Genomic DNA, 17,546 nt, shown 5'->3' on the forward strand with positions numbered 1-17,546 from the left:
CACATAAAGGGGACCTTATTCGTGCATCGCCTGCTCTTTGCCTCGACCGCCACGCTTGCCCTGGTCGCGGGGACGGCCGCCTCGGCCCAGACCGTCATCGACACCAAGCGGACCACGCCCGTCCGCACCGCCACCGTCAACAACGGCGCGGCGGCCGATATCAATATCGTGGCGGCGGGTAGTGTCGTGACGAGCGGCAGCGGCACGGCGGTCACGATCGACAGCAACAACAAGCTGGCCAATGCCGGGACCATCCAGACCACCGATGCCAATGACGCGATCGGCATCGGTGCCAATGCCGGGGTGACGGGCGAGATCGCCAATAGCGGCAAGATCATCCTGGACGAAACCTATAGCCCGACGGACATCGACAAGGACGGCGACCTGGACGGCCCCTTTGCGCAAGGCGCGCGGCGGACCGGCATCCGCACCGCGGGGGCGTTTACCGGCGCCATTTCCAATAGCGGCGAGATCACGATCAAGGGTAACGACTCGGCCGGGATCTTCCTGACCGGTCCGCTGACCGGCAACCTGACCCAGTCGGGCAAGATCAACGTGCTCGGCGACCGCTCGGTCGGCGTGCGGACGGGTGCCGTGTCGGGCAATGTCACGCTGGGCGGCTCGATCGTCGCGGTGGGCGAGGGCGCGGTGGGTGCGCGCGTCGATGGCGATATCGGTGGGGCGCTGACCGTCGAGGGCGGCATCGGATCGACCGGCTATCGTTACACCACGCCCCCGGCCGACGTGTCGAAGCTCGATCCCGACGATCTGCTGCAGGGCGGATCGGCGCTGGTCCTCGGCGGCAATGTCGCGGGCGGCATCACGCTGGGCAATACGACCGGCAAGGCGGCAGACCTGATCACCAACGGTTCGGCGCCGACAATGCAGATCGGCTCGGCGACCCGGGCGGTCGTGATCGGCGCGACCGGCGGGGCGACGCCCGCGCCGGGCCTGGTCGTCAACGGCCGGATCACCTCGGCCGGTGTCTATAGCGGCGTTCGCGCCACCGCGCTGGCGATCGGCGGGCTCGGCGGCACCGTGCAGATCGCGCAAGGGATCGGCATCGGCGGCACGGTCCAGGCGACCGCCAATGGCGCGGAGGCGACCGCGATCCGCTTCGGTGCGGGGGCCTCTACGCCCGAATTGCGTGTCAGTGGGGCGGTGACGGCCACCGGTGGCGGCGCGCCGACGGCGCTCACGACCGCCGTCCTGATCGACACCGGGGCAAGTGTACCGACGATCCGCAACACCGGCGCGATCCGCGCCTCCGCGACTGGCGCTAGTGCGACGGCGATCCTGGACCGCACCGGCGGCCTGACGCTGGTCGAAAATGCGGGGGCGATCGCAGGGGCGGGCGCTGACAGTTCGCGCAGCACCGCCATCGACCTCTCCGCCAACACCAGCGGCGCCGTGATCCGCCAGATCGCCCCCGCCACCGGTGCCGCCGCGCCGACCATCACCGGTGCTATCCGCTTCGGCAGCGGCGACGACCGGCTTCAGATCGGGGCGGGTTCGGTCAGCGGCGACGTGACCTTCGGAAGCGGCAGCAACCGGTTGGAGATGAGCGGCACCGGCACCTATGCGGGAACCGCGACCTTCGGTACCGGCGCGGATACGCTGACCATCGGCGACACGGCGCGTTTCGACGGGGTCGCCGATTTCGCCGGGCAGGGGCAGGATCTGCTGGCGATCACCGGCAAGGGCATCTTCGCCGGGCGACTGGCCAATGCGGGCCATGTCGCGGTGATGGTCGCCAGCGGCGGCGGCACCTTTGCGGCGAACGGCGTGACCAACATCGCCTCGCTCAGCCTGGGCGACCAGTCGATCCTCAGCGTCGCGCTCGACAAGGCGAACCCGACCGGCAACCTGATCCAGGTCGGCGGTGCGACGACCATCGGCGCGAACAGCCAGCTCGCTTTGCGCGTCTCGGGCGGGACCGACGTGACCGGCCGCTATATCGTCCTGCGTTCGGGCACGCTGACCGGTGCAAGCAACCTGACGCTCGCCCCCTCGGCCATGCCCTTCCTCTACAAGGGGGCGATCGTCGCCGCGCAGCCGAATGAGATCGCTGTCGAGGTCAGCCGCAAGGCCAAGACCGAACTGGGCCTGAGCAAGGCGGGCGTCAGCGCCTTCGACGCGATCGACGCGGCGATCGGCAGCGACGCCAAGCTGTCCGATGCGATCCGGGGCATTTACGACCGGGCGGCCTTCCGGGGCGCGGTCGAGCAGATGCTGCCCAACTATACCGGCAGCGTGTTCGAGGGGGTGACACTCGCCTCCCGCGCCGCCGCCGCGCAGTTGCGCGAACCGGCGGGTGAGTTCAGCGAAGAGGGCAAATGGGGCTATTGGCTGACCCCGCTCGGCTGGGACGCGTCCAAGGGCACGCGTTCGACCCGCAGCTATGACGTGCGCGGCTGGGGTATCAGCGGCGGCATCGAGCACAAGACCGATGCGGGCAATTTCGGTGCATCGCTATCGTACATGAATGGCCGGGACAATGAGGGCTCGGGCGTCAACCGCGTGAACCATGGCCAATATGAGCTGGCCGGGTTCTGGCGTGCCCGCTGGGGTGCGTTGGCGGCGCAGGCGCGGGCATCGGCGGCCTTCCTGTCGTTCGACTCGCAGCGCCAGTTCGACGGCGTGATCGGGACCGAGGCGGTGCAGCGCCGCGCCACGGCCGACTGGAACGGGATGCTCTATTCGGGCTCCGGCTCGGTGTCGTGGGAGCATTGGGTCGGCCAGTTCAACGTGCGGCCGATCCTGGCGGTCGACTATTACCGGCTGAACGAGGACGGCTATCGCGAGCGCGGCGGCGGCACCGGATACGACCTGACGGTCGCCAAGCGCACCAGCGACGAGCTGGCGCTGACGGCGAGCGTGGCGGCGGGCATCAATTTCGGCGGCGACAATCGCTATGCCCAGTGGAGCCGGTTGGAGATCGAGGGCGGACGGCGCGAACGGATCGCGGGCACGCTCGGCCGCACGGTCGCCCGCTTCGGCGACGGCACGCCCTTCATCCTCGATCCCGAGGCGCGCGACGGTGGCTGGATCGGCCGGGTCCGCGCGATCACTGGGACCAGCGAGATCCGCCTGAGCGGCGAGGTCAATGCCGAGCAGCGGCTGGGCGATGTCGCGCTGTCGGCGCGTGCCGCGCTGCAATTCGCCTTTTGACGGGTTCGTCCGCGTGCATCACCCCTGTAGCGTGCGCGGACGACGGGAGCCCCACCAAGCGTCCCGGTGGGGCTCCTTTTCACCGGGAGCCGGATCGTCTAAACGCCGACACTCCCAGACCATTTTTCCGGTTTCGATCATGCCGCCTACCGGCCTAGAGGCTGTTTTCCTGGCCCATCGCGACACGCTTGTCCGTTTCCTCAGGGCGCGCGGGGCGGGCGATACGGCGGAGGATCTGGTCCAGGATCTGTGGTTGAAGCTATCGGGCCGTATGGACGGACCGATCGCCAATCCGCTGGCCTATCTCTATCGCGCGGCGGACATGCTGATGATCGACCGCTATCGCGCGCGGCGCCAGGCGGAGCGGCGTGAACAGGATTGGGCCGGGGATCAGGACGGCACCGAGCCGCCCGCCGCCGAACGCGCAGTCGTCGCACGCCAGACCGCCGAGCGGGTCGCCACGACGCTGGCGGCGCTGGGCGAGCGGCCCGCCACCGTCTTTCGCCGTGTCCGGGTGGACGGCATCGCCCAGCGTCAGGTCGCGGCCGAGCTGGGCGTCAGTCTGAGCACCGTCGAAAGCGATCTTCGCATGGCCGCGCAGGCGCTCGCCGCGCTCAAGGAACAGATCGGATGAGCCAGGATCGCCACACCGCCCCGCAAGGCCCGGATGCCGAGGCGCTCGACTGGGCGCTGCGCATGGCCGATCCCGCCAGCGCCGACTGGGACGCCTTCACCGCCTGGTTGGAGGCGGACCCCGCCCATGCCGAGCGCTATGACCGGATGGCGGCCACGTTGCTCGACGCTGAGGATGCGCTGGCGGCCCACCCCGATGTCGTCGCCCCCGTGGCGGAGGACCATCCGCCCCGCCGTAGATTGCTGCCCTGGATCGGCGGTGCGGTCGCCGCGGCACTGGTCGGTCTGGTCGGCGTGAATGTCTGGCCTGACCGGTCGCAACCCTCTATCGCCGAGACGGCGGCGGGTGAGACGCGCATCCTGGCGCTGCCCGATGGCAGCTCGATCATGATGGCGGGGGGCAGCCGCATCGCCCTGGACCAGGCCGACCCGCGCCGCGCGGTGTTGGAACGTGGCGAGGCGCTCTTCCGGGTGAGGCATGACGTGCGGCATCCGTTCACGGTGCAGGCGGGTCGCGTGACGCTGGTCGACCTGGGTACGGTGTTCGACGTGCGCGTCGGGCACGAGACCCGTGTCGCCGTCGCGGAGGGCGCGGTGATGGTCGATCCGACGGGCGCGGCGGTCCGTCTCGATGCCGGGCAGGCAGCGACGGTCGAGGGCGATCGCCTGGTCCGTTCGTCGGTCGCGCCCGATATGGTCGGCGCGTGGCGCAATGGACGACTGGCCTTTGACGGGGTTTCCCTGAGCATGGTCGCGGAGGATATGTCGCGCTTCCTGACGGCGCCGATCCGGGTCGCTCCGGCCATCGCCGCGAAACCGTTCCGGGGCACGATCGACCTGGACGCGGTACGGCGCGATCCGGCGGTGCTGGGGCCGCTGATGGAGGTGACGGTTCGGCGGGACGCGATGGGCTGGATGCTGGAACCGCGCGGGTGAGATTTTCGGGCGGGGGAGCGGCGTGGGTGATGCTGGTCGCGGCGATACCTGCGACCGCCGCCGATCGCTGGCCCATCGACCTGCCCGCCGGGACCGTCGGCGCGCAGGTCATGGCGCTTGGCCGGAGCGCGCGGGCGAATATCACGGTGCCGGATGCGACGCTCTGGAACCGGCCGGTTCCCGCGCTTCGTGGCAGGCTGTCGGTCGAACAGGCCTTGTCGGCGATCGCACGGGGTAGCGGCGCGCGGGTCGAGACGCTGGGGCCGGGCAGCTGGCGGCTCACCCCGCGACGCATTGCCACGGCCCGGCCCAAACGCGTACGCGCACATCCCCAGCCGTCCGAGGTCGCGAGCGACGACATCATCGTCACTGCCAGCAAGCGCGATACGACCCGCGATCATTTCGCGGGCCAGGTCGTTCGGGTGGCGGGCGGCGATCTGGAGCTGGGCGGCGTCGGGGGTACGGGCAAGCTGGCCGACCGGATGACGGTCGTTGCCTCGACCTATCTGGGTGCGGGGCGGAACAAGCTGTTCATCCGGGGCATCGCCGATTCCAGTTTCACCGGCCCGACCCAGGCGACGGTCGGCCAGTATTTCGGCGACCTGCGGCTGAGCTACAACGCCCCCGACCCGGACCTGCGGCTGGCCGATCTGGCGGCGGTCGAGGTGCTGGAGGGGCCGCAAGGGACGCTTTACGGCGCAGGCTCGCTCGGTGGATTGATCCGGCTGGTACCCAACGCGCCCGATGCGACCCGTACGGGTGGATCGGTCAGCCTGGGCGGGTCGGCGACGATGCACGGAGAGCCGGGCGCCGATGCGCAGGCCGTGCTCAACCTGCCCATCGTCGCCGACCGGCTCGCGATCCGGCTGGTCGCGGATAGCGCGAGCGAAGGGGGCTATGTCGACAAGCCGCTGCTCGGCCGAACCGATGTAAACCGCACCCGGATCGCAGGCGGACGTGCGGCGGTAAAGGCCGATCTCGGCGGCGGCTGGAGCATCGAGGCGGTGGGCATCGGCCAGCGCATTCGCGGTGCCGACAGCCAATATGTCGATCGCGATGGCCCGCCGCTGACCCGATCGTCACCCGTGACCGAGGGGTTTTCCGCCGACTTCGGGCAGGCGCAACTGATCCTGTCCGGCAAAATCGGCCAGGTCCGCTTTCGCTCCAGCAGCGGCGTGACGGCGCACGACCTGATGGAGCGTTACGATGCGACCCCGCCCGGCGGCCCGGTCCAGCTCTTTGCCCAGGCCAATGCCACGCGGATGCAGGCCAACGAGACGCGTGCCTGGCGGTCGTCGCCCGACGGATCGGGCTGGCTGGCCGGGTTCAGCTATGTCCATAATCGCACCCGGCTGACCCGGTTGTTCGGCGAACCCGGCCAACTCGTGCCGCGTACCGGCGTCGTCAACACGGTCGAGGAGGCGACGCTTTACGGCGAGGCAAGCCTGCGGCTGTTGCCCGGGCTGCTGACCACCGGCGGCCTGCGCGTCACCCGATCTTTACTCGATGGCGCAGGCGAGGACCTGCCTGCCGCCCTGTCCCTCCAGGCGATGGCGCGGCTGCGTGAGGTGACGGCGCGGCGCGCGCAGACGATCCTGCTGCCATCCGCATCGGCGCTGATCGACCTGACGGCGGGCGCGCAACTCTTCCTGCGCTATCAGCAGGGGTTCCGGCCGGGCGGCTTGACGATCGAGGGGCCGCTGGTCCGCCGGTTCCGCAACGACCGGGTCGCCACGATTGAGGCGGGGCTGCGTACCGGACGGCCGGGTCGCGACCGGTTCGATGGATCGCTGACGCTCGCCCATACCGCGTGGCGCGACATCCAGGCGGACTTCATCGACGCGAGCGGCCTGCCCAGCACTGCTAATATCGGTGACGGCCAGCTCTGGACCGTCGAGGCGCTCGCCGGTTTCCGGGTCGTGGAGGGACTGCGGATCGAGGGGGCCGTGTCCTATAATGACAGCCGGATCGACGAGCCGTCGACCGCACAGGCCTTTGCCCTCATCGACGGGCAGGCAACCGATCGCGCGACGATCCTGGCACGGCTGAGCCAGATCCCGAACATCGCCCGCGTGACCGCGCGAACCGGGGCGGTGTATCGCCGCACCTTTGCCAGCGGTCGCGACCTGCGCGTCGATGGCTGGTTGCGCTATGTCGGGTCGTCACGGCTCGGCGTCGGGCCGATCCTGGGCGAGCGACAGGGCGACTATCTGGACAGCGGTCTGACCGCTAGGCTGGGGCTGGGCGCGTTCGGCGTGACGGTGGGGATCACCAACCTCGCCGATGTGCGCGGCAACCGCTTCGCCCTGGGCACGCCCTTCACCACCGGGCGCGACCAGGTCACGCCGCTCCGCCCGCGAACGCTGCGGATCGGACTGGACGCCGCCTTCTGATCAGCGGGCGCCGAACAGCGACAGGGGAATGGCGTCGGCCATCGCCTGATAGCCCGCCGCGCTGGGATGAAGATGATCGCCGGAGTCATAGGCGGGGAGCAGGCGGTCGGGCTTGGCCGGATCGCGGACCGCCCGGTCGAAATCGACTATGCCGTCGAAGATGCCCGATGTGCGTATGAAGCGGTTGATCGCCTGCCGATCGGCCTCGGTTTCCGGACCGGGGTGGTAATATTCATTGCCCTGAAAAGGCGTGATGGTGCCGACGATCAGCTTGATGCCATGCTCATGCGCGCGTTCGGCGAGTTGGCGATAGGCCAGGATGATCTGCCGCACCATCGCCTGGTGCGTGGCGGCATCGACCGGATGCTCGCGGGGCAGCACGCCCAAGTCGTTGACCCCTTCCAGCAGCACGGCATGGGTCACGCCCGGCCGCGCGATCACGTCGCGGTCGAACCGCGCCATCAGATTGGGGCCCAGCCCGTCGAGCAGGACCCGATTGCCGCCGATCCCGGCATTGACCACCGAGACACCGCGCGTCGTGGGCGAGGCGGCCAGTCGGCGCGCGAAATCGTCGGGCCAGCGGGTGTTGCTGTTATCGACGATGCCATAGCCGTCCGTGATCGAGTCGCCGATCGCGACCACGGTCCGCGTCTGCACGGCGTCGCGTACTTCGATGTCCGACAGGCTCCACCACCCGCCGATCTTCTGCGGCTCGGACAGGGACGGGCGGGCTGTGGCGTCTCCCTGGATCAGATAGGTGGTCGACCTGGCACCCGAATGACCGGTCGGTGTGGTCACGGCCTCCGGGAAATAGAGGCTGACCGCGACGTCCCCGCCCGCCGCAACGGGCAAAGCGATGGGGTCGGAATAGACCTCCGCACCCGGCGGCACGACCACCTCGCCCGATCCGTCGAAGCGCACGGGCAGCGGCGCGGCGACGTCCGGTCGTCCCGGTGTCGCCAGGCCGATGCTCGCCGCCCCGATCCAAAGCGGGGTCGTGCCGGCGACGTTCGACAGGCGCAGGCGGATGGTCCTGCCCGTGGCGGTCAGGTGCACGATCTGACGGATCGTCGCGGGTCCGGCCTTGGTCAGCTTGTCGGCATTGGCGCCGTCGATCCGCATCTGCGACGCGCCCCAGGCGGGGGTCCAGCGAAGCGGTCGCACCGGCGCGGCGGCGGTCATCGCCAAGGTCAGCGCGATCAGGCCCGTTACCCGCTGAATCTTGCCCAAGGAGGTCATCCGCATCCTCTCTCATTTGTCGATCCGCGCTTGCGGCCTGGAAGGATGGTAGCGATAACGTACGCCAAAGCCAATGGATAACACCCCTGGCGACGACCGGGATTCGGGAGAGAATGATGCGCGCTTTGTTATGGTCGGCCGCATGGACGGCGCTGTGTCCCGCTATGGCCTGGGCCGCGCCCGACTGCGCCGCTCCTGTCGCGGCGTGCGAGGGTGCGTCGAAGGGGGCGCTGGCGTTGCTCGCGCCGGGCAGGGTCGCATCGGTCGTCGTGGACCCGCACGACGAACCCGGCGTCCGCCGCGCCGCGACCGATCTGGTCGCCGACCTGCGGGCGGTCGGCGGTGGCGAGGTGCGTCTGGCCGACGATTCCGGCAGCGGTGCGACCGTGATCGCCGGAACGCTGGGCCATAGCGCGCTGGTCGATGCGCTGGTCAGGGCGGGCAAGCTGGACGTCACCGGGCTGCCCGGCCAGTGGGAAGGCTATGTCGAGCAGGTGGTCGACAATCCCGTGCCAGGCGTTGCGCGGGCGCTGGTCATCGCCGGCTCGGACCGGCGCGGCACGATCTTCGGCCTGTACGACATCAGTGCGAAGGTCGGGGTCAGTCCCTGGACCTGGTGGGCGGACGTGCCGGTGCAGCGCCACCCGACGCTCTATCTGACGGCCGGGCGCGTCGCGGATCATCCGGTGGTCAAATATCGCGGCATCTTCATCAATGACGAGGAGCCGGGTTTCGGCGGCTGGGCGCGGGCGCGTTTCGGCGGGGTCAATCACCGCGCCTATGAAAAAGTCTTCACGCTCCTCCTGCGCTCCAAGGCGAATTTCATCTGGCCCGCCATGTGGGGCAAGTCGCTGTGGGAGGACGATCCCGCCTCCGCGCCGCTGGCGCAAGACATGGGGGTGCTGCTCGGCACCTCGCACCACGAACCGATGCAGCGCGCCCAGGCCGACTGGAAGCGGGAGGGGCGTGGCCCCTGGGACTATACGAAGAACGCCCCGGCACTGCGGGCCTTCTGGCGCAAGGGGATCGAGCGGCGCGGCAAGGCCGAGGACCCGGTGACGATCGGGATGCGCGGCGACGGCGACGAGCCGATGACCGAGGGCACCGCGATCGACCTGCTCCAGGGCATCGTGCGCGACCAGCGTCGGATCATCGCCGACGTGACCGGCCGGCCGGCGGACCGGACGCCGCAGGTCTGGGCGCTCTACAAGGAAGTACAGGATTATTATGACAAGGGGATGCGCGTTCCCGACGACGTCACCCTGCTGTTCGCCGACGACAATTGGGGCAATATCCGCCGCCTGCCGCCGCCGGGACAGAAGCGGGCGGGCGGCTCGGGCGTCTATTATCATTTCGATTATGTCGGCGGCCCGCGCAACTATAAGTGGCTGGACACCAACGCGATCCCGCGTGTCTGGCAACAGATGCGCATGGCATCGGACTATGGCGCCGACCGGTTGTGGATCGTCAATGTCGGCGATCTGAAGCCGATGGAATATGCGACCAGCTTCTTCCTCGACATGGCGTGGAACCCGGCGCGGATGGATCTGGCGGCGATGCAGGCCTATCCGGCACGCTGGGCGACGCGGCAATTCGGCCCGGCGCATGGGCCCGCCATCGGCGCGCTGATCGCCCGTTACGGCCAGCTCGCCAGCCGCCGCAAACCGGAACTGCTCGACGCGACCAGCTATAATCTGAAGGCCGGCGAATGGGACCGCGTGGTCGGGCAATGGGATGCCCTGGAGGCCGAGGCCCGTCGCCTGGAAGGGGATCTGCCGCGCGATCAGCGTGACGCCTATTACGAACTGGTGCTGCACCGGGTCGAGGCGATGGCGAACCTCCACCATCTCTATCACGCGGTCGCGGTAAACCGGAGCATGGCGCAGGCGGGTCTTGATGCCGACGCGGCGCGCTGGGCGGAGAAGGCGCGCGGCTATTTCGCCCGCGATGCGGCCATTCGCCGCCGCTATGAGGTGGAGACGGCGGGCGGCAAATGGACCGAGATGATGGCCCAGACGCATATCGGCTATACCGGCTGGCAACAGCCCGACCGCGATGTGATGCCCGCCCTGGCGACGAAGGCCCAGCCGCTGCCCCTGCCGCCCCAACTGGCGCAGCGTCATCCCGCCATTGCGGCGGACGCAGGGCGGCCGGTGGATGGGCGGGGTATCCGCTGGCAGCGCGTGCCGGGCTTCACCGCAGAGGGGGCGGCGATGATCGCGACGCCGACGACCGCCCCGGCCATTACCCGGCCGGGCGGCGACAGTCCCCATATCGTCTATGACCTGACATGGGATCGGAGCGGTCCGGTGACGCTCGGCGTCGTCGCGGCGCCGGGGCTGGACGTGCGGGGCGGGGGCCATCACCGGGTCGCGATGTCGGTCGATGACGGTGCGCCGATCATGCTCGACCTGATGGCGAACGAGAATGAGGCGAGCTGGAGCCGGTCGGTCATCGAAAACCGCCGCATCGCCACGACCACGCTGCCCGGCTTGGCGTCGGGCAAGCACCGCGTGACCCTGTGGCTGGTCGACCCCGAGGTCGTGGTGGAGGGGATCATCGCTGACCCCGCCTCCTGACCCTATCCGCCGCGCAGCATCCGCATCGCCTGGGCCCGGAGCATCTTCCTGTTCTCCGGGCTGTCGGCCAGGATTCCCTGCCGGTCCTCGGCCAGATGAGCGAGGGGGGGGCCATCCGGGCGGAAGACATAATGGTCGAACCAGGCCCGCCAGCTGGCACGCTCCGCCTCGGGGCGGGCCGCGAGCGCGCTCATCGCCAGCAGCATGACGGCAAAGGGCTGGTCCGGCCCGACCGGAAACGCGTCCCACCAATAATTGACCAGGATGTTGAACGCGCCGCTCGCCTCCACCCGGTGCCACCAGAGCTTGGGCATGTAGAGCGCGTCGCCGGGGCCCAGGTCCACCGTGATCGCCCGGTCGCTTGCCTGCTCGAAACGGGGATAGCGGGGATCGCCTGGTGGGGCCTCGGCCGCGAGTGCGATGGGGCGGCCGGCCATGGTGTGGTCGATCGGCCCGACATAAAGGTCGCCGATCGCGTCGGGCGGATACAGGGTAAAACGTCGCCGCCCCGCCACCACGCAGGCGATATTGTCCATCATGTCGTAATGACAGGCGACGGTCGAGCCGTGGCCGATCCAGATCAGCGGTGAAACGCCCGGCGGCGCAAAGGGCAGGGGATTGTCCTCGGCCAGCCCCGGCAGCGCCGCCGCGATCGGCAGCGAACCGATATAGAGGGTCTCGCTGCCTGCGCCGTTCGCGATCCGCGCCACGGCGTCGCGAAGCGGCATGGCCTCGCGACGGAAATTGAAGCCCTTCAGATCGTCGGTATAGCCATATCGCCCGGCAATCGTCGGATCACCGACAAAGGCCTCTACCTGGCACCCCGCGTCGAACGCGCCCAGATAGCGGGTCAGTGCGTCGCCGCCGGTCGTGGCGGCGGCGGCGAGTGGCCAGTCGGAAACCGCGCCGCGGATGACGACCGGCCGACACGGCTCGACCACCAGCGTGCGAAAGGCCTCATGGTCGATCAGCTGCGCGCGACCGAGCTCGACCGCGACGTCGCTCACTGCGCCAGTCCGCTCAACCGGTCGTTGCGCCGCTTCGCCAGGAAGGGGATATGGCGGACGGACGCGGTCACGGCATAGATGAGCTGCAGGTCGCCGGACCGGAACAGCGCCAGCGCCGCCGCGTCGGGAAGGGCATGGAGCGCGTCGAGGCTGAGCGTGTAGAGTGCATCCAGGCGCAGGCTCTCGCCATTGTCGAACTGGAAGCTCAGGTCGATCGGCTCGACCAGCTTGTCGTTCATCAGCCGTGCGATGAACCCTTCGGTTTCCGGAAGTCCGGTATGAAGCGTGCGCAGCGCCGCCTGTACCCGCCGAAGCGCCGGGGCGGCGTCGCCATCGATGTCGAAGACGGGCGCGCCGTCGGCCTGGGTCAGCGCCGGATGGCCGGGGTCGATCGCGATATTCTCGCCCGAGACGTAAAAGGCCTGACGCTCGAGATCGGCCGGGCGATATCCCACCAGCTTGCCGTCCGTGCCGAGGCACAGATTTTCGTCCGGCACCAGGCCCATCAGCGCGCCGGGATAGAGATCGCCGGTATGAGGATTGCGGGCGAACAGGATGGGATAGTGCAGCGCGGCGGGGATAAATTCACCGGCGACGAGCTGGACGAAATGGCGGCTTGCATCGGGGGCGGCGGACACGCGCAGTCCCGCATGCCGTGCACTGTCGAGCAATTCCATGTCGGCCATGACCTTCGATCCTTTCGCATCCCATCCCCCAGGATCCGGTGTCCCTTCCAGGCATGCCGGACTGGCGAGGAGGTCAATTTTCTCTGTTTCCGCGCCCGCCGCAAGGTAGAGCGTTACCGTGTCGCGGGGCCTCTGACAAACGACTTGTTCGGGTCTCATTATAACGCTAACATGTTCGAGTCGAATGGACGGTACGGTAACGATAATGCTGGTCGCCCATAAAATATAAGACAGAAGGAGAGGGGAAGATGATGGCTCGCCCAGCTTGTGTGGCAGCATTCGTTTCGCGTCGTGCCCTGTTGGCGGGGGTTTCGCCCCTGATGGCCCTGGCGATGATCTCGCCCGCCACTGCCCAGACCCAGAGCACGACCGCCCAGCAGGCGGGGGCGCCGCAGGACCAGGCGACCACCCCCAGCGAGGCGAACAACAGTCCCTCGCCCGCCGACGATGCCAGCTCCCCCGAGATCATCGTCACCGGCCTGCGCAGCTCGCTCCAGCGCAACCTCGACATCAAGCGGACCGCGACCGGTGTGGTCGATGCGATTTCCGCCGAAGATATTGGAAAATTTCCCGATTCCAACGTCGCGGCCTCGCTGCAGCGGCTGCCCGGCGTGTCTATCCAGCGCTCAGGCGCGCGTGGCGAGCCGACCGGCATCACGGTGCGCGGCTTTGGTGGCGACTTCAACACCACGCTGTATGACGGTCGCCGCATCTCGTCCGCGACGGGCGGCCGACAGATCGACTTCAGCACCGTGGGTTCGGATTTCATAGGACAGCTGAGCGTCCTGAAGACACCCGATGTGACGCTGGCGTCCAGCTCAATCGGCGCCACCGTCGACATCCAGTTCCCCAAGCCCTTCGACCATCCGGGCTTCCGCGTTGCGACCAGCGCCTCCGGTTCGCTCCAGGATCGCGCGGGCCGTGTCGTTCCGACGCTGGGCGCATTGGTCAGCGATACCTTCGCCGATGATACGATCGGTATCCTGTCCAGCTTCATCTACACGCGGCGTGATACCGATACCAATCGCGTCTATGTGTCGGGTTGGCCGGGCGGCAATTTCGCGCCGTGCCAGCTGCAGGGCAGCACGGCCACGGTCTGCAACCCCACGTTCGATCCCACCGCCGACCCCTCCCAGGTCCGCACCATTACCGGCTGGTTCCCGCAGCAATATGGCGCCGAGCAGCAGCGGACCAAGGACGAGCGCGTCGATGGTCGCGTCGCGCTGCAATGGCATCCCAGCAACGACCTGATGGTCACGCTGGACAACAACTTCTCGCGCCAGACGATTTCGACCGACGTCTATGGCTTCGGCGTGTGGTTCAGCCAGGATGCGCTGCGCAACGTCAAGCAGGACGCCAATGGCACGGCGGTCAGCTTCACCCAGGCGGGGTCGCCGACCGACTTCACCGCCGCCAATAACAAGCAGATCCTGCAGACCAACCAAACCGGCCTGAACGTCAAATGGGACGTGACCGAGAAGCTGACCGTCGAGGCGGACGGGGCCTATTCCAAGAGCTGGCTGAACCCGGGCAATACCATCGGCAGCAGCAACGGCGATATCGGCTATGGCGGCGCGCTGGGCACGAATCTGGGCTTTAACGTCAACGCCGATAGCAACAAGGCCTTCCCGACGATCAGCAATTTCGGCCCCGCCGGTAATGGCGCGGCCTGGGCCGATCCGTCGGTGATCGGCTCGCACGTCACGGTGCTTCAGACCCAGAAGAATACCGACGAGTTGAAGCAGTTCCGCGGCGTCGTCACCTGGAAGGCCGCCGACGACATCACCCTGAAGGCCGGCGGTCAGTATACCGACGATACCTTCAACCTGCTCAACCGCAGCACCTTCACCAACAATTTCTGGCAGGCCTATGCCGGTTATGGTGGATCCTCGGGGCAGGGGTCGGGTATCTCGCCGCTGCCGTCGAGCCTGTATCAGGGGTCGATCAGCCTCAACAACTTCATCTCCGGTTTTTCGGGCAACCTGCCGCCCTCGGTCCTGATCTACAGCCCGGCGGCCTATCAGGCCTATCTGAGCAGCCTGGGCAATCCATATGCCCAGAACGTTCCCGGCTTCAATTATCCGTCTGCGACCGACACGACCAATGGCCTGCGGGGCTTCCGCGGGCAGTTCAACGAGGCGGTCGATCCCGGCAGCATCCTGTCGGTCAACGAAAAGACCCTGTCACTGTTCTTCAGCGGGGCGATGGAAGGCCGGATCGGTAATATGCCGCTGCACGCCGCCTTTGGCGTACGGACGGAAAATACGCGCCTGTTGTCGATCGGTCAGGGACGTGCACCGATCGGGATCACGACGAGCCAAGCGGATAAGACGCTGCTCTCGATCGCCTTTACGGGTACCCAGCCGATTTCGAACCGCAGCAGCTATACCTATGTGTTGCCTTCGGTCGACCTGCGGCTGGAGGTGACCGACAAGCTTCAGCTGCGCTTCGATGCGTCGCGCACCCTGACCCGGCCGGGCCTGAATCTCCTCAATCCCGTCGTCAGCATCGGCAACGGCCAGCGCGTCGGTGCGCTGTCGGGCAGCGGCGGCAATCCGAACCTCAAGCCCTATCTCGCCAGCAATTTCGACGTGGCGGCCGAGTGGTATTACCAGCGCAACTCGTACCTGGCGGTCGACCTGTTCCTGAAGAATGTCAGCAACTTCATCGTTGGCGGCGTGACCAACCAGACGATCAACGGCGTGATCGACCCGACCACCGGCCGTCCCGCGGTGTTCGCGGTCACCGCGCAGGTCAACGGCCCCGACGCGACGGTGCGCGGTATCGAACTTGCCTGGCAGCAGGTGTTCGGCGACAGCGGCTTCGGTTTCCAGGCGAATGCCACCTTCGTCGATACCAACAAGCCCTATAACCCGAAGATCGTCGGGCAGAGCGGCTTTGCGGTGACGGGTCTGGCGAACTCGGCCAATTTTGTCGGCTTCTATGACAAGAACGGCTTTCAGTTCCGGACCGCGCTCAACTGGCGCGACGAATATCTGTCGGGCTTTGGCCAGAACCAGAATACCGGCTCTTACGGCGCCGAACCGACCTTCGTGAACCAGAGCTTCCAGGTCGACCTGACCAGCAGCTATGACGTCACGAAGAACTTCTCGATCTTCGCCGAGGCGTTGAACATCAACAAGAACAAGCAGAGCACGCATGGCCGGTTCAAGAACCAGCTGCTCGACGTGTTCGATTATGGGCGCCGCTTCACCCTCGGCGCGCGCTATCGCTTCTGACGGTGGCATGGGGCGGGGATGTCCGGCTTCGGCTTGACATCCCCGTCGCTTATCGGACCTTCTCGATCCCATGGTTCAGCCCGTTCAGCATATCGTGATCGTCGGCGGTGGCACGGCCGGTTGGCTGACCGCCGGCGTGATCGCTGCCCGGCATCAGGGGCGGCGGCCGCACGGCTTCACCGTGACCCTGGTCGAATCCCCCAACGTGCCGATCATCGGGGTGGGCGAGGGGACGTGGCCGACGCTGCGTACCACACTGCGCAAGATGGGTGTGTCGGAAACCGTCTTTTTCCGGGAATGCGACGCCTCGTTCAAACAGGGGGCGCGGTTCAACCGGTGGACGACGGGCGCCGACGACGACGGCTATTATCATCCGCTGATGCTGCCGCAGAACTTCGGGCAGGTGAACCTGGCGCCGCACTGGTTGACGGGCGAAGGGGAGATCAGCTTTTGCGACGCGGTGACGCCACAGGGGCGGATTTGTGATGCGGGGCTGGCGCCCAAGACGATCGCGACGCCGGAATATGAGGCGATCGCCAATTACGCCTATCATCTGGACGCGGGGAAATTCGCCGATTTCCTGCGCCGCCATTGCTGCGAGCAACTGGGCGTGCGCCATGTCCTTGCCGATGTCGAAGAGGTGTTGCTGGCCGAGAATGGCGATATTCGCGCGGTGCGCACGGCCCAGGCGGGCGAAGTGACGGGCGACCTGTTCGTCGATTGCACCGGCTTTCGATCGCTTCTGCTGGGCGAGGCGATGGGGGTGCCGTTCAAGCCGCTGAATGACGTGCTGTTCTGCGACACCGCGCTCGCGATCCAGGTCCCTTACGGCGACCCCGAGGCGCCGATCTCCTCCCATACCATCTCGACCGCGCAGTCTTCGGGATGGATATGGGACATCGGCCTGCCGACGCGGCGCGGCGTCGGCCATGTGTTTTCCAGCAGCCATATCGACCGCGACGCGGCCGAACGGGAACTGCGCGCCTATCTGGGCGAGGCAGGGCGTGACCTGAGCGTGCGCGAGTTGAAGATCCGCGCCGGGCATCGCGCGCGCTTCTGGGAGCGCAATTGCGTCGGCGTCGGGCTGGCGGCCGGGTTTCTCGAACCGCTGGAGGCCTCGGCGATCGTGCTGATCGAGCTGTCAGCCAAGCTGATCGCCGAGCAGATGCCCGCCTGTCGCGAGGTGATGGACACCGTTGCCAAGCGGTTCAACGCGACGACGCTGTACCGCTGGGGGCGGATCGTCGATTTCCTGAAGCTGCACTATGCGCTGACCCAGCGGACCGACAGCGATTTCTGGCGCGACAATTGTCGGCCCGAGTCGATGCCCGACCGCCTGCAGGAGCTGATGGAGCTGTGGCGGTATCAGGCGCCATGGATGCATGACGAGTTCGACCGGGTGGAAGAGGTCTTCCCCTCGGCCAGTTACCAGTATGTCCTCTACGGCATGGGCCAGCGGACCGAGATCGCGCCCGGCAGCCTGATCGCGGAGACGATCGTCGCGGAGCGGGCGCGGCGGGAGAATGACGTGCAGACCGGGCGTTTGCTCCAGGGCCTGCCGCGCCACCGCGACCTGATCCGCAAGATCGTCGAGCGCGGGTTGCCGACGATTTAGCGGGTTGCGTGGCCTTCGACTTCGCTCAGGCTGAACGGATGGCTGGAT

At 67.6% G+C, this 17,546-nt stretch carries 10 protein-coding genes; 7 read left to right on the forward strand and 3 right to left on the reverse strand.

What is annotated here, in order from left to right; all coding sequences use genetic code 11:
- Positions 1–21: 21 nt before the first annotated feature.
- The 4 genes from QZ546_RS04630 to QZ546_RS04645 all read left to right on the forward strand — a co-directional run bounded on the left by QZ546_RS04630 (position 22) and on the right by QZ546_RS04645 (position 7,133).
- Complete coding sequence (locus QZ546_RS04630) at positions 22–3,171, forward strand: autotransporter outer membrane beta-barrel domain-containing protein (protein ID WP_294235287.1); 3,150 nt, start codon at positions 22–24, stop codon at positions 3,169–3,171.
- A 139-nt stretch (positions 3,172–3,310) separates the two neighbouring features.
- Complete coding sequence (locus tag QZ546_RS04635; protein WP_294235289.1) at positions 3,311–3,805, forward strand: RNA polymerase sigma factor; 495 nt, start codon at positions 3,311–3,313, stop codon at positions 3,803–3,805.
- Positions 3,802–4,740 carry a FecR domain-containing protein gene (locus QZ546_RS04640; protein ID WP_294235291.1) on the forward strand — a complete coding sequence of 313 codons (939 nt, stop codon included), beginning with the start codon at positions 3,802–3,804 and terminating at the stop codon, positions 4,738–4,740. The genes QZ546_RS04635 and QZ546_RS04640 overlap by 4 nt, the downstream gene beginning before the upstream one ends.
- A 29-nt stretch (positions 4,741–4,769) precedes the next feature.
- Positions 4,770–7,133 (forward strand): TonB-dependent receptor, encoded by a 2,364-nt coding sequence (locus tag QZ546_RS04645; RefSeq protein WP_294235542.1) that lies wholly within the window; start codon positions 4,770–4,772, stop codon positions 7,131–7,133.
- Here QZ546_RS04645 and QZ546_RS04650 read toward each other — a convergent pair whose 3' ends face one another.
- Complete coding sequence (locus QZ546_RS04650) at positions 7,134–8,378, reverse strand: SGNH/GDSL hydrolase family protein (protein WP_294235293.1); 1,245 nt, start codon at positions 8,376–8,378, stop codon at positions 7,134–7,136.
- A 107-nt stretch (positions 8,379–8,485) separates the two neighbouring features.
- Between QZ546_RS04650 and QZ546_RS04655 the strand changes: the two genes are divergently transcribed.
- Entirely contained in the window at positions 8,486–10,951 is a 2,466-nt protein-coding gene (locus tag QZ546_RS04655; protein WP_294235296.1) for a glycosyl hydrolase 115 family protein, read from the forward strand.
- Between the two features lie 2 nt (positions 10,952–10,953).
- Here QZ546_RS04655 and QZ546_RS04660 read toward each other — a convergent pair whose 3' ends face one another.
- Positions 10,954–11,958: a cupin-like domain-containing protein gene (locus QZ546_RS04660; protein WP_294235298.1), complete on the reverse strand. Its 1,005-nt coding sequence runs from the start codon at positions 11,956–11,958 to the stop codon at positions 10,954–10,956.
- A complete protein-coding gene (locus tag QZ546_RS04665; protein WP_294235300.1) occupies positions 11,955–12,644 on the reverse strand; it encodes a SapC family protein in 690 nt (229 codons plus the stop codon). Before QZ546_RS04665 ends, QZ546_RS04660 begins: the two co-directional genes overlap by 4 nt.
- Positions 12,645–12,964: 320 nt before the next feature.
- On the opposite strand from QZ546_RS04665, the gene QZ546_RS04670 reads away from it, so the two are divergent.
- Positions 12,965–15,883 carry a TonB-dependent receptor gene (locus QZ546_RS04670; RefSeq protein ID WP_294235302.1) on the forward strand — a complete coding sequence of 973 codons (2,919 nt, stop codon included), beginning with the start codon at positions 12,965–12,967 and terminating at the stop codon, positions 15,881–15,883.
- Positions 15,884–15,953: 70 nt separating this feature from the next.
- Positions 15,954–17,498, forward strand: a complete 1,545-nt coding sequence (locus QZ546_RS04675) for a tryptophan halogenase family protein (protein ID WP_294235304.1) — start codon at positions 15,954–15,956, stop codon at positions 17,496–17,498.
- The last annotated feature ends 48 nt before the right edge of the window (positions 17,499–17,546 follow it).

It is taken from the genome of uncultured Sphingomonas sp. (assembly GCF_913062585.1).
Classification (GTDB): domain Bacteria; phylum Pseudomonadota; class Alphaproteobacteria; order Sphingomonadales; family Sphingomonadaceae; genus Sphingomonas.

Bases quoted from the DNA above. Each gene is read 5' to 3' on its own strand.
- QZ546_RS04635 (WP_294235289.1), top strand. From the start codon at position 3,311: ATGCCGCCTACCGGCCTAGAGGCTGTTTTCCTGGCCCATCGCGACACG.
- QZ546_RS04640 (WP_294235291.1), top strand. From the start codon at position 3,802: ATGAGCCAGGATCGCCACACCGCCCCGCAAGGCCCGGATGCCGAGGCG.
- QZ546_RS04645 (WP_294235542.1), top strand. From the start codon at position 4,770: ATGCTGGTCGCGGCGATACCTGCGACCGCCGCCGATCGCTGGCCCATC.
- QZ546_RS04650 (WP_294235293.1), bottom strand. From the start codon at position 8,378: ATGCGGATGACCTCCTTGGGCAAGATTCAGCGGGTAACGGGCCTGATC.
- QZ546_RS04655 (WP_294235296.1), top strand. From the start codon at position 8,486: ATGATGCGCGCTTTGTTATGGTCGGCCGCATGGACGGCGCTGTGTCCC.
- QZ546_RS04665 (WP_294235300.1), bottom strand. From the start codon at position 12,644: ATGGCCGACATGGAATTGCTCGACAGTGCACGGCATGCGGGACTGCGC.
- QZ546_RS04670 (WP_294235302.1), top strand. From the start codon at position 12,965: ATGGCCCTGGCGATGATCTCGCCCGCCACTGCCCAGACCCAGAGCACG.
- QZ546_RS04675 (WP_294235304.1), top strand. From the start codon at position 15,954: ATGGTTCAGCCCGTTCAGCATATCGTGATCGTCGGCGGTGGCACGGCC.